11 protein-coding genes and 1 pseudogene are annotated in these 13,040 nt (G+C 55.1%); 5 read left to right on the top strand and 7 right to left on the bottom strand.

Annotated features, from left to right (window positions below; genetic code table 11):
• Together gloB and IOB61_RS01580 are read left to right on the top strand one after the other, a co-directional pair.
• On the top strand, window positions 1–535 hold a 535-nt coding region (gloB, locus tag IOB61_RS01585), incomplete at its 5' end, for a hydroxyacylglutathione hydrolase (protein WP_290811195.1).
• Window positions 535–987: a cupin domain-containing protein gene (locus IOB61_RS01580; protein ID WP_290811192.1), complete on the top strand. Its 453-nt coding sequence runs from the start codon at window positions 535–537 to the stop codon at window positions 985–987. The genes gloB and IOB61_RS01580, both read left to right, overlap by 1 nt.
• A gap of 8 nt (window positions 988–995) precedes the next feature.
• On the opposite strand, the gene phoB is transcribed toward IOB61_RS01580, so the two are convergent.
• The 6 genes and pseudogenes from phoB to IOB61_RS01545 all read right to left on the bottom strand — a co-directional run bounded on the left by phoB (window position 996) and on the right by IOB61_RS01545 (window position 8,077).
• The gene (gene phoB / locus IOB61_RS01575; protein ID WP_085338992.1) at window positions 996–1,685 is read right to left on the bottom strand and encodes a phosphate regulon transcriptional regulator PhoB; all 690 of its coding nucleotides are present in this window, start codon (window positions 1,683–1,685) and stop codon (window positions 996–998) included.
• Window positions 1,682–2,410 (bottom strand): phosphate signaling complex protein PhoU, encoded by a 729-nt coding sequence (gene phoU / locus IOB61_RS01570; protein WP_290811187.1) that lies wholly within the window; start codon window positions 2,408–2,410, stop codon window positions 1,682–1,684. The genes phoB and phoU overlap by 4 nt, the downstream gene beginning before the upstream one ends.
• Window positions 2,411–2,452: 42 nt before the next feature.
• Window positions 2,453–3,202: pseudogene (gene pstB / locus IOB61_RS01565) on the bottom strand (phosphate ABC transporter ATP-binding protein PstB); the annotation flags it as partial.
• Window positions 3,203–3,302: 100 nt separating this feature from the next.
• Window positions 3,303–5,132 (bottom strand): phosphate ABC transporter permease PstA, encoded by a 1,830-nt coding sequence (gene pstA / locus IOB61_RS16780; protein ID WP_367272786.1) that lies wholly within the window; start codon window positions 5,130–5,132, stop codon window positions 3,303–3,305.
• Complete coding sequence (pstC, locus tag IOB61_RS01550; RefSeq protein WP_290811184.1) at window positions 5,125–6,525, bottom strand: phosphate ABC transporter permease subunit PstC; 1,401 nt, start codon at window positions 6,523–6,525, stop codon at window positions 5,125–5,127. Before pstC ends, pstA begins: the two co-directional genes overlap by 8 nt.
• Before the next feature lie 121 nt (window positions 6,526–6,646).
• Window positions 6,647–8,077 carry an ATP-binding protein gene (locus tag IOB61_RS01545; RefSeq protein WP_290811181.1) on the bottom strand — a complete coding sequence of 477 codons (1,431 nt, stop codon included), beginning with the start codon at window positions 8,075–8,077 and terminating at the stop codon, window positions 6,647–6,649.
• Between the two features lie 197 nt (window positions 8,078–8,274).
• On the opposite strand from IOB61_RS01545, the gene IOB61_RS01540 reads away from it, so the two are divergent.
• On the top strand, window positions 8,275–8,643 hold the full coding sequence (locus tag IOB61_RS01540) for a cytochrome c (protein WP_290811178.1): 369 nt from the start codon (window positions 8,275–8,277) through the stop codon (window positions 8,641–8,643).
• Between the two features lie 103 nt (window positions 8,644–8,746).
• Window positions 8,747–11,365: an ATP-dependent chaperone ClpB gene (gene clpB / locus IOB61_RS01535; protein ID WP_290811175.1), complete on the top strand. Its 2,619-nt coding sequence runs from the start codon at window positions 8,747–8,749 to the stop codon at window positions 11,363–11,365.
• Between the two features lie 24 nt (window positions 11,366–11,389).
• Here the strand turns inward: clpB and IOB61_RS01530 are convergent, their stop codons facing one another.
• Window positions 11,390–11,836 (bottom strand): hypothetical protein, encoded by a 447-nt coding sequence (locus IOB61_RS01530; RefSeq protein WP_085338984.1) that lies wholly within the window; start codon window positions 11,834–11,836, stop codon window positions 11,390–11,392.
• A 213-nt stretch (window positions 11,837–12,049) separates the two neighbouring features.
• Between IOB61_RS01530 and IOB61_RS01525 the strand changes: the two genes are divergently transcribed.
• On the top strand, window positions 12,050–13,040 hold a 991-nt coding region (locus IOB61_RS01525; protein ID WP_290811170.1), incomplete at its 3' end, for a hypothetical protein.

Here is a 13,040-nt window from a genome sequence, read left to right as displayed (position 1 = left end):
TGAAGAAGTCCATGCGCGGATCAGCCCCCTCGCCCGCATCGTCAAACCAGGCGAAAGTATTGCCTTAGGCGAGAGTCGCGCAGAAGTTATGGATGTCGGCGGGCACACGCTAGGCCATATCGCCTTTCATTTTGCCGAAGACCAAGTGGCTTTTGTTGGCGATGCTTTGTTTGCCTTGGGCTGTGGGCGCTTGTTTGAAGGCACCGCGGAGCAAGCTTGGAATAGTCTTTCGCGCCTTATGGCGCTGCCAGATGCAACCACCATTTATTGCGCGCATGAATATACCGCTGCCAATGCACGCTTTTGCGCGACGATTGAGACCGACAATGTAGCCCTGATGAACCGGATCGAGGAGATAACCCGTCTGCGCGCGAACAATGTACCGACAGTACCGACCACAATTGGGCTTGAGCGGGCAACCAATCCATTTGTCCGAGCAGACCTTCCCAGCGTTCGGGCGGCAATCGGCGTGGCAGGTGATGCAGCGGCCTTTGAGGCCTTTGCGCGGGTTCGTCAGATGAAGGATATTTTTTGATGCAGAGGGCGCTCTCTGGCGATTTATCGGCTTCTGAGATTATCGCGTTATTGCGCATGCAGCCGCATCCAGAAGGCGGCCATTATGTTGAAACCTTTCGCGACCCAGCAGGCCCTAAAGAGCGGGGTTTTTCTACCAGTATCTACTTCCTGCTGCAGGCAGGCGAAGTCTCTGCTTGGCACCGTGTTGATGCAGCCGAACACTGGTTCTGGCACGCGGGCGGCCCATTGGCCTTGAGCATTAGCGAAGATGGTCAAAAGGCCTATGCGCACCGCTTAGGGCCGGACTTGCGGGCAGGTCAAAAACCGCAGGCCGTCGTGCCTGCAGGGGCTTGGCAAGCCGCTGAAAGCCTTGGGGCTTGGACCTTGGTCAGCTGTGTTGTCGCGCCAGGCTTTTTATTTGAGCGTTTTGAACTGGCCCATCCCGATTGGTTCCCGGGCAAACCCGAGTAAAGGCCTGTTTAGTTCGCCTTATCTAGCGCATAGCCAGCAGAGCGTACGGTGCGGATTGGGTCGACTTCGTCGCCCTCATTCAAAGCTTTGCGTAAACGACCGACGTGGACATCCACCGTGCGGGCTTCGACATAGACATCTGAGCCCCAAACTGCGTCGAGCAATTGCTCGCGCGAGAAAACGCGGCCTGGATGCTGCATGAAATAGTCCAGCAAGCGGAACTCTGTTGGCCCCAGATGAACATCGCGCTCGCCCCGCTTCACACGGTAAGAAACGCGGTCGACCACAATATCGCCAAACACCAGACGGTCATCTGCCAACCCCGGACGAATGCGGCGCAGCACGGCACGAACCCGCGCCAATAGCTCCGTCGTCGAAAATGGCTTGGTGACATAGTCGTCAGCACCCGTATCAAGGCCGCGAATCCGATCAGATTCCTCGCCACGCGCCGTCAACATGATGATGGGAATATTGCGCGCATCCGGCTTTGCGCGCAGCCGGCGACAGACTTCGATACCGGGCACTTTTGGCAACATCCAGTCAAGAATGACCAAATCTGGCAGGCGTTCTGAAGCCATCATCAAGGCTTCTTCCCCATCAACCGCCACACCGACGTGATAGCCATCTTTCTCCAGATTATAGCGCAGCAAAGTTGCCAGCGCGTCTTCGTCTTCAACGACTAGCACGTAAGGGGTCATGATGATGGCTCCTGATTAGGTGATGGTGGGAGAGGAGGCATGACAGGGTCGACAGCTTTCGGGCGGTCTGTGCCAATGTCTTCACCGGTTTCGAGGAAATAAATGACTTCGGCCATATTGGTGCAGTGATCACCAATCCGCTCAATATTCTTCGCGACGAACAACAAATGCGCGCCCGGACCAATCATGCGGGGATCTTCCATCATATAGGTCAGCAACTCACGAAACAGCGAATTATAATGCTCATCCAGCTCTTCATCCTGCATCCAGACAGAAACGGCACCCGCCACTTCATGCGAGGCAAACGTATCGAGGATTTGCTTGAGTTGGGTGACGGCGATCTTGCCCATGCGCTCGACACTGCGGGTTAGGGCGATGGGGTCAAACTCCTGAATCGTCAGCGCACGTTTGGCGATATTTTTGGCCAAGTCGCCAATACGTTCCAGGTCGCCGGCAAGCTTCAAGGCAGCTACAGTCTGGCGTAAATCTCGCCCCAGTGGCTGACGCAAAGCCAGAAGACGCATGATCTTCCGCTCAATCTCGCGTTGGAGCTCGTCGATTTTCTTATCACCATCAATCACGGTGCGAGCAAGACCTGCGTCGCGGCGAGCAATGGCGGTAACCGCGTCGCTCAAAGCTTGCTCCGAATAGCCACCCATTCGGGTAAGGTCGGCACCAAGGGCTTCTAATTCTTCGGTAAAGGCGCGGACGGTATGTTCTGTCATCTCAACTTACTTTCAGGGGCACCGACATTTCGTGCCAAAGGTTTAGCCAAATCGACCAGTGATATAGTCTTGGGTGCGGCTATCGCGGGGATTGGTGAAGATTTCTTCAGTTGGCCCCGCTTCCACCAATTTGCCCATGTGGAAAAAGGCCGTGCGCTGGCTAACCCGCGCAGCTTGCGCCATCGAGTGGGTAACGATGATGATGCAGAAATTCTGCCGCAACTCATCGATCAATTCCTCAATCTTCGCAGTCGCAATCGGGTCCAAGGCCGAGCATGGCTCATCCATCAGGATGATTTCAGGATTGACCGCAATCGCGCGCGCAATCACCAAACGCTGCTGTTGACCACCAGACAGCCCCGTGCCCGGTTGATGGAGACGGTCCTTCACTTCTTCCCACAGACCAGCCTTACGCAGGCTTTGCTCAACAATCCGCTCAAGCCCTTGCTTGTCATTGGCAATGCCGTGGATGCGCGGCCCATAAGCGACATTTTCAAAAATCGTCTTCGGGAACGGATTTGGCTTTTGGAATACCATCCCGACTGAGGCGCGCAACACAACCGGATCAATCGCGCGGTCATTCACATCGCGGCCATCGACTTGGATATTGCCTGTCACTTTGCAGGAATCGATGGTGTCATTCATGCGGTTGATGCAGCGCAAGAAAGTTGATTTGCCGCAACCAGAAGGGCCGATAAAGGCCGTTACCGATGCATCCGGCACGTCCAAAGACACGTTAAACAGCGCTTGTTTGGCGCCATAGAAGACATTGACATCACGTGCACGCACTTTGGCGGTAATGCCGGGAAGAATCCCCGTTGTCTGCTGAACATGGCCGACTTGGACTTCGCCATGAGCTTCAGAGTTCGATTGAGAGAACGTAGTCATCGGTTTACCACCTGCGCTCGAACTTGCGCCGCAGGAAGATTGCGACGGCGTTCATCACTATCATAAAGAGAAGTAGGATCAGAATGGCCATGGCGGTGCGTGGCTCCCACGCACGCTCTGGACGACCTGCCCACATGAAGAGTTCAACCGGCAATACGGTTGCAGAGTCGGTCAGGCCGGTTGGCACATCGGCAATAAAGGCCACCATGCCGATCATCAGCAATGGTGCGGTTTCACCCAGAGCATGGGCCATCGCGAGGATGGAGCCCGTCATGATGCCCGGCATAGCCAAGGGAAGGACATGGTGAAAAATCGCCTGCATCTTTGACGCGCCAACGCCAAGGGCTGCTTCGCGAATAGAGGGAGGCACCGCCTTGAGGGCCGCCCGCGAGGCGATGATGATGACTGGGAGGCTCATCAAGGTCAGCACAATCCCCCCGACGATTGGGGCAGATCGTGGCATATTGAAGAAAGTCAAAAAGACCGCAAACCCCAAAAGACCAAACACAATGGACGGTACGGCCGCCAAATTATTGATGTTGACTTCAATAAAATCTGTCAGAGCATTCTTCGGCGCAAATTCTTCCAGATAGACCGCTGTTGCCACCCCAATCGGGACTGCTGTGCAGAAGGTCACCAATAGGGTCAGGATCGATCCAACGAGGGCGGAAAGAATGCCAGATAACTCGGGCTCGTTTGAGTCTGAATTGGTGAAGATTGTTGAATTGAAGGCGGGGCGAATAGCCCCTTCTTGTTGCAATTGCCGGCCAAAAGCGATGACTTCATCATTTACGGCCCGCCCATTTTGCGGCGTGGCAATCTGAACCGTCCGCCAGACATAATCAGTCGCACCTTTGGCACTGCGTGCCAACAGCACGCCTTGGGCGGCAGTTGGCGCGATGCGGGTAAGCTTGTAGGTGGCACCGCGAACCTCGACCAAAATACTTGGCTTATCATCATTGAGCTCTATGAAACCGCCATTGCCCTTTACCGCGGCACGATAGGCAGCAATTGTGGCAACATCGACCTCGATCTCACCGGTCAAATTATCGACAAGCGTCTGGGCTTGATCAGCCAAGGCTTCGGCGGCGGCCAAACCCGCCCCATTTGCGGCTTTCAGTTCTGCAACCCGCGTCTTCAAGGCGGCGACTTGGGTTTGCGCAATACTGAGACGCTGACGCTTGAGACCAAGGGCGGTTTCGAGTTCCTTGGCGGCCACAGCTAAATCTTCGCGTAAATTGGCAACGGGCTTTGCAAAAGGGGAACGGCCCCCTGACAAGGTATAAGTCCCGTCGGCAGCCTTTGCTTCCGTGAGAGGTTCTTCGCCCTCGCTGACCCGGGTATTGCCATAGGCACCCTTCAAAAATAAGTCGAGGTCGTCATTGATCGGCAAAGAGACGTCCAAGCTCTTGCCGATGAGGCTGGGGTCTTGCGCCAAAGTGCGCCCAATGGGGACGGCTGCGAGCGAAGTTACCACATCAAACAAGTCATCTATCTTCCCGTCGGCCTCGGCTGTGGGGAAACGTTGGATGAGAGCATCCTGGACCAAGCCGTAGAAGTTTCCTTGCTCGCGTATCTCTGTTGGGTTCCGATTGCCCATGGGATCGGCCTTGTCGGCGCTAACTTGCAGCGTCACATGCAGACGGTTTTCGGTCAAAGCCGGTATGGATTGAGCAATCACCGACAGCAAAAGAAGACCGCAGGCGGCAATCGCTGTCGCGACCATCGTTATCCCAAACCAACGGAAGCGGGTTTCGGCCGCATGACGCCGCTTGATTTGACGGTTCACAATATCCCGAAGCGCGGTCCGAGAAGGGGCGGCGTTGTCACTCATATTTGTCTCGATATTTCTGAACGACGCGCAGAGCGATGATGTTGAGGATCAAGGTCACGAAGAACAAAACAAAGCCCAAGGCGAAGGCTGCATGGGTTTTCGGGCTGTCATATTCTTGGTCGCCCGTCAGCAAGGTCACAATTTGAACCGTCACCGTCGTCACCATGTCTAAAGGGTTGAGCGTCAGATTAGCGTTCTGGCCTGCTGCCATGGTCACAATCATGGTCTCACCGAGCGCTTTTGACACCGCCAATAGGACAGAGCCGACAATGCCGGGCAAAGCGGCGGGGATCACAACCCGGCTGATCGTCTCAGACTTGGTCGCGCCCATTGCATAGGAGCCGTCCCGCAGGGCTTGGGGCACAGCATTGATCACATCATCCGATAATGACGAGATAAAGGGAATGATCATAATCCCCATCACAAGGCCTGCTGCCAGCGCGCTTTGTGCCGAAACGTCGAGCCCAATACTGGTCCCAATCGCGCGAATGATGGGGGCAACTGTCAGAAGGGCAAAAAACCCAAACACCACGGTCGGAATGCCCGCGAGAAGTTCCAACACGGGCTTTACCACCGCCCGCGCACGGGCACTGGCATATTCTGACAGATAAATGGCCGAGCCCAACCCCACTGGGATCGCAATTGCCATGGCAATCAGCATGATTAGCGCCGTGCCGACAAACAAAGGGACCGCTCCAAACGCGCCAGATTGGCCGATTTGATCGGCCCGAATGGCGACTTGTGGGCTCCATTGCGTGCCAAACAAAAAGTCGATTGGACTGTAATTTGAAAAGAATTTCAGCGTCTCAAAAAGCAATGACAAGACAATGCCTAATGTGGTCAGGATGGCGATTCCCGAGGCAATCATCATCGCGGCTTTAATGCAGGTCTCCACCGCATTGCGGGCACGAAAATCGCGGCCCAAATGTGAACGCGACAGGAAAAAGCCCAAAGCAGCCAGCACCAAGGCACCCAGTCCAAAGGCGATATTGAGATTGGCGGCAATCCCGCGCATGGCCTCTGCAGCCGCCAATAGGTCTGGCGTGCGCTGGCTGGGTGTACCGCCAAAGGCAATCTTGCCGGCATCGGCAAAGAAAAGGTCGAGCCGCTCTTTCGGCAGTGCAAGAACTTCCGGCGGAAGACTATGCGACAAGAGAGAGCGAATGGCCGCTGGCGCAATCAATTCATGGAGGAGCAACAGACCCAAGGCTGGGCCCACGACCCATAAAACGGCATACCAGCCATGATGCCCAGGCAAGGAGTTCAGACGACCTTGACCAGAATTGGCCATGGCCAGCGCTTTGGTCGCACCAGTTTGCCAAGCCCATGTGCCGAAAGCCAGCACAATGGCTGCCGCAATCAGGCTTACAGGCACATCTGCAAACGTATCCATGAAGAATCATTGCCCCCACCGGACAACCCGGCACCATTTCTCCCCCGCCCCATAAGGCTTTGCTGAGAAGGCAAGATTACATTTTTATGACAGTTCGATGACAGTGGCGGCGAGTTGGGGCTTATCCAGCTTGGGTCTCTGCCATTGTCCGTACAGGACCCAATTCTAGAGGCTGTGGCAGATAGACGGAAAAAGCAGTGCCCCTGCCCTGCTCACTCTCCACCACCAGACCGCCGCGATGGCGATTGACGATATGTTTGACGATGGCCAAGCCAAGACCCGTCCCACTTTTGCCCGCGGCGGTTTCTTCAACTCGGTAAAAGCGCTCAGATAAGCGTGGCAGATGTTGGCGCGCGATCCCAGGACCTGAATCCTCCACGCGTAACGTGCAATAGAGCCGATCCCGGTCGACTTCGGGGCTGGTCAGTGGCAAGCGAGACGCGCCATCCCATTCCCGCATCGCAGATTTCAAAGCAGAATCTCGGTCGAGCCAAGCCGATAAAATGATACGGACGTCAGACTGCGGACCGCCATATTTCAGAGCATTATCAATGAGGTTTGCGGCGATCTGCTGGATTTCATCCCAGTCACCAATCACCCAAAGTGGATCATCGCCCGCCTTGAACTGAATGCGCTGTTGCTTATCCGGCGGCAAGCTCTCAACGATTTCCTGTACCGCAGCTGCAAAGTCCGACCGAGCCGTAGGGGCAACATGCTCATTCAGCTCAATGCGGGACAAACTGAGCAAATCTGAGATCAAGCGACTCATCCGATCTGCTTGCAAATGCATGATCTCCAAAAACCGATCACGTGCGACCGCGTCATCCCGCGCCGGGCCCCGAAGCGTCTCGATAAAGCCAATAATCCCAGCCAAAGGCGTTCGCAGCTCGTGGCTGGCATTGGCCAAAAAGTCCGCCCGCATCCGCTCTGACATGCGGGCCTCGGTTTCATCTTGAATGGACAACATAACGAAGCGTTCTTCATCGGCCTCAAAAGCGGCAATCGAAACACGCTCATAGCGATCAACTGGCACCCGGCTCTCAATGGATAGGGTGCGGGTCACGCCAGTTTTGAAAACGTCGCTCACCGCGTCTACCAGATTTGGACGACGAATGACCGCACTGAAACGAATCTGACCCGCATCAATGGAAAAACGGTCACGTGCGGCTTGATTGGTGCCGACCAAACGACCTGCTGAATCAACGATCAAGACCGGGTTGGGCGTCGCCTCTATCGCTGCGCGGGCAAAACGCACAGCATCGCGTACCAAAGACGCCGCGTCGTCCCTCCCTCGCTCGGCTTCGTCCACTGCGGATTTGCGGGACATATTTTGTCCAACCGGGTTTTGGGAAGCGACAAGGCTATTGGTCGCGTCAGCGCCCAGCCACCATCCAATCAACAAGGACATCCCAGCCCCAATTGCACCAGCCACCGTAACGGTGACATTCTGCGTCAAGCCGTAAATGAGCGCACAAGTCACAAACAACACCCCCAAAATCGCAGCGATTGCGGGCCAGTTCGGGGCGGACGAATTGGGTGTAGTATCGGACATATGGGCTTTTGGGATCCTGTGCGCGTTGACGCCTAAAAGGCTGACATGCAGCTATGTCCGTAGGATGACAGTATTTTGACGGTTTTGCCAACCATTCTGGAAGAAGCAGACTGAATTGAAGTGGCATGGACACTGGTCGCCAATGGTGGGAAGTTGAGGGGCTGAATCAAGGATCACACCCAAGGAGAGGCAATCCCATGTTCGCACGACTGGCACTCAGCTTTTGTTTCGCACTAGGCCTGTTCGGATCGGTTTCGGCGGCTTCGCCTGCCGAAAAGCAAAATGCGATTGAGCTTGGCCGTACCTTGGCCAAAACCCATTGCGCCGCCTGCCATGCCATCGGCACGCGCGGGGTGAGCCCAAACCCGCAAGCCCCTCGTTTTAGAAACATCGGTGAACGCTATCCAATTGATAATTTAGCAGAAGCCTTTAGCGAAGGGATTTTGGTTGGCCATGGACCTATGCCAGAGTTTCAGTTTGAGCCCGATCAGATCGATGGTCTGATTGCTTATCTCAAAAGCGTTCAGAGCCCAGCCAAAAAGGGAAAGAAGCGCGCACCAAAATGAGTTGCCCGCACCCCCTTGTGTTGCTCAAAGGCCACACCTAACTGAAGGGGCAACGATCCTTGTTCCAAGGTCACCCCTGTACTTAACGCTAGGCTTTGCCACCATGAACTTAGATAAATTCACCGAACGCGCCCGCGCCATTGTTCAAGCCGGACAAATGGAAGCCATCAAGCGCAAACACCAATATTTCACGCCTGAGCATTTGCTCAAAGCATTGCTCGATGATGACAAACAATTGGCCGCAGGCCTAATTCGTTCCGCTGGTGGACGGCCAGATGAAGCCAAGCTTGCAACCGATGTAGCTGTGGCTGGTCTTCCCGTTGTCGAAGGCGGCGACGACAAAATCTATATGCCACCTGAAACCGCGCGCATTCTGCAAGGCGCAGAAGATGCCGCCAGCAAGGCGGGCGATAGCTTTGTTGCTGCCGAGTGGCTTTTGTTGGCCATCTCGACAGCACGCACGACGAAGGCAGCTGAAGCTCTCAAAGCGGCGGGAGTAACCCCAACATCCCTCAATTCGGCGATCGGGATGATGCGCAGCGGTCGCAAGGCTGACACCGCCAATGCAGACGACAATTATGAAGCGCTCAAGAAATATGCCCGCGACCTCACCCAAGCCGCGCGCGACGGAAAGCTCGACCCCGTGATCGGCCGCGACGATGAGATCCGCCGTTGCGTGCAAGTTTTGTCACGACGCACGAAAAACAATCCGGTGGTGATTGGGGAGCCAGGCGTTGGCAAAACCGCGATTGCTGAAGGTCTCGCCCTTCGGATGGTCAATGGGGATGTGCCAGAGAGCCTCAAGAATAAGAAACTCATGAGCTTGGATATGGGTGCCCTGATTGCGGGAGCTAAATTCCGCGGTGAGTTTGAAGAGCGCTTGAAGGCGGTTCTTAGCGAGGTGGAAGCTGCTGACGGGGGCATTGTGCTCTTCATCGATGAAATGCACACCCTTGTCGGTGCCGGGAAATCGGAAGGTTCCATGGATGCCTCCAATCTTTTAAAGCCCGCGCTGTCGCGTGGCCAATTGCGCTGCATTGGGGCCACCACACTCGATGAATATCGCAAGCATGTGGAGAAAGACCCTGCCCTTGCGCGGCGGTTCCAGCCCGTCTTTGTGGATGAACCCAGTGTTGAAGATACGATTTCAATCCTGCGTGGATTGAAGGAAAAGTACGAGGTCCATCATGGTGTTCGCATTTCTGATGCTGCCATTGTGGCCGCGGCAACTTTGTCAAAACGCTATATCGCAGACCGTTTCTTGCCAGACAAAGCTATTGATTTGATGGATGAGGCTTCCGCCCGCTTGCGCATGCAAGTCGATAGCAAGCCAGAGGAATTGGACGAAATCGACCGCAGGCTGATGCAATTGCGGATCGAAGCCTCTGCGCTCGGCAAAGAAAAGGACCCTGCCTCGATCGAACGCTTAGAACGGCTGGAAGACGAGATCGACACGTTGCAGGCTAAGTCCGACGACATGACCGAAACTTGGCGTCTTGAAAAGGCTAAACTGGCTGATGCGACTAAGCTGAAAGAGGAGTTGGAGAAGCTTAATCTCGAACTCGCCGAAGCCACGCGTCGCGGTGATTATGCTAAGGCAGGTGAGTTGCAATATGGCACCATCCCCAATCTGGAAAAGGCCTTGAAAGAAGCTGAAACCAGCGGCGAAAGCATGGTGCATGAAGTGGTTGATGCTGAGCAGATCGCTGCAGTTGTCGCCCGCTGGACGGGCGTGCCGGTCGAGCGCATGCTGGAAGGCGAGCGCGAAAAACTATTGGCGATGGAAGATACTTTGCGCGCCCGCGTCGTTGGCCAAGAAGAGGCACTGGAAGCGGTTTCTGACGCCGTGCGCCGGTCTCGTGCTGGCTTACAAGATCCCAACAAGCCTATCGGCTCTTTCCTATTCTTGGGCCCTACTGGCGTGGGCAAAACAGAGCTCACCAAAGCTTTGGCAGAATTCCTGTTTGATGACGATAGCGCGGTCACCCGTATCGATATGTCCGAATACATGGAAAAGCACTCGGTCAGTCGCCTGATCGGTGCCCCTCCAGGCTATGTCGGCTATGATGAGGGGGGAGCCTTGACCGAGGCTGTGCGGCGTAGACCCTATCAAGTCGTGCTGTTCGATGAAGTCGAAAAGGCCCATCCCGACGTGTTCAACGTGCTGTTGCAAGTACTTGATGATGGCCGCCTTACCGATGGCCAAGGCCGAACGGTGGACTTTAAGAACGTCATCCTCGTCATGACGTCCAATCTGGGCAGCCAATATTTGGCTGAGCAGAATGATGGCGAAGATGTTGAGGTGGTACGACCCATGGTGATGGAGGCTGTGCGGGGTAATTTCCGGCCCGAATTCATCAACCGTATTGACGAAATCATCCTGTTCCGACGTTTGGGACGGGCGGAAATGGACCGGATTGTTCCCATCCAATTGCGCCGTTTGGAGGCTCTATTGGCCTCACGCGATATCAAAATCGCTTTGGATGATGCGGCAAAAACTTGGTTGGCCGATAAGGGGTATGAACCTGCCTATGGGGCCCGCCCGCTTAAGCGGGTGATCCAAAAGGATGTGCAGGACCCGCTGGCCCGCCTCATTTTGTCCGGCGCGATCAAGGATGGCGAAACCGTGCAGGTGACAGCTTTGCCCGGTAGCGACGAATTGAGCTTTAATGGCTTTACGGGTCAGAGCGACAGCCCACCAAAGGGCATTATCGTCAACTAATAGGTTGAAAAATATCGGTTCGGGTCAGCTAACGGCCCGAACCGGACTCATGCCAAAGGGCGGTTCTGGCGCACGCGGGCTCTGGGTTGCGCCCCAGCGCCAGCCCGCTTCCGCGAAGGCCAAAGCAGCAATTTTCGTGGTCTCGGTCATGTCAGGCCCAGGCTCAAAACCAGCGAGCCAACGCAGGGCCGCCACAAGCGCATCTTCATCATGAGCTTGAGCCGCCGCCAAAGCATTCAAGAGGGTTCGTTCATCTGGCGACGGCTCAAGACTGCCCAATTCACCCAGACGCAATTTCCGACCCGACAAAAGTAAGAGATTGGCCAGTTTCCGCATGGCCGCCCGCGCCGTCTCTACCCGCTCTGCCGTCACCGGACAGCGGAAAACCGAAGGTCCTGCCGCACGGCGCATGGCATGGAGCGCGAGTTGCGCACCAGCTTCAAGACCATGGATCGGCTGTGAATGGGGCATGGCGTCACTATATGCGAATTATTCTCAAATACAAGCGAAAATGGGATCAAGGGCGCGACTAATTTGCGTCTTCTTGCGCGGGGCCGTGCCCCCCCTTCCAACCCAAATCTAAGAGGAAAAATTAAGGGCATTGCAACCTTTTTAGGCGATCCTAAGCGCTTAAAAACGCTCACAAAATTGGAATTTAGTGTGGCTAGGTAAGGACGGCAAAAGGTGGCAATCAATGCCAATGTCATTAGTCTGTTGAATTCAGGCGGGTTTTCGAACTCGTCTGTGCAAACTCTTGACTTATCGTCTTTGGTAAACACCGGCACCCCCAGCGTCCGCTCAGGGCCACCAACCCAGCGTGAAATCGCCCGCATGGCCCCGTGGGACTCTCGCAGCAGGCCGCCAACCTTGTCGCAATTGGCAACCGAAGCGCTACGGTCTACCCGATTGGTGAATACAAATTTGGGTACAGGGGCTGGATCAGCAGTCACCGATCCAAATGATCGAGACCTTTTCATCATCCATAATGGTGTCCAAAAACTTCAGGCATTGGCCGACGCCGCCGCCAAAGACGGGGTAAGCGCAGATACAAGGAAGCGCCTGCAGGATCGTTTGAACAAGGGCATTGAAGAGCTCAACAAGCATATTGCCGCGACAACGCTTGAAGGGGCATTTCTCATCGGCGGTCGACGTCTTTCGCGCCATGAAAGCGAAGGCATCCCAAGAGGGCTTTTGCAATATGATACCAAGCCCTTGGTCAATGGTGATTTGACTTCTATCCCGCAGGGTTTTTTAGGGGATCGCCGCTTTACGCTGAAAGTGACCAAAGCCGGGGTCACAACGAATTTCGACATCAATCTTGCCGAAATGGGCTCAACCGAGCGCAACATCGGCAATGTGTCCAATTTCATCAATAACAAGCTTGAGGCGGCTGGTTTTGAAAGCCGCTTTTCACGTGTTGAAACCACCATCCCTGCTGCCACAAAGGGCGGCACGCCAACCATTCAACAGCGCATGCGGATTACAACCACGTCGCTGGAAACACTTTCGTTTGAGGCTTCGACCGGCGATGCCAAGCCTGCGCTCTATGTTGCGGGTGGTAAAACGATTGATAGTGCCACTCAAAGTGTGGTGAGCAAATTGACCGGACTTGAAGGCACCGATGAGCTTGCGTCCTTCACATCCGACATATCTGCCGTTAAGGGCTCAACCGTCG

The organism is Aquidulcibacter sp. (assembly GCF_020253525.1).
In the GTDB taxonomy this organism is placed as follows: domain Bacteria; phylum Pseudomonadota; class Alphaproteobacteria; order Caulobacterales; family Aquidulcibacteraceae; genus Aquidulcibacter.
This window is presented reverse-complemented; position numbering and strand designations above follow the sequence as displayed.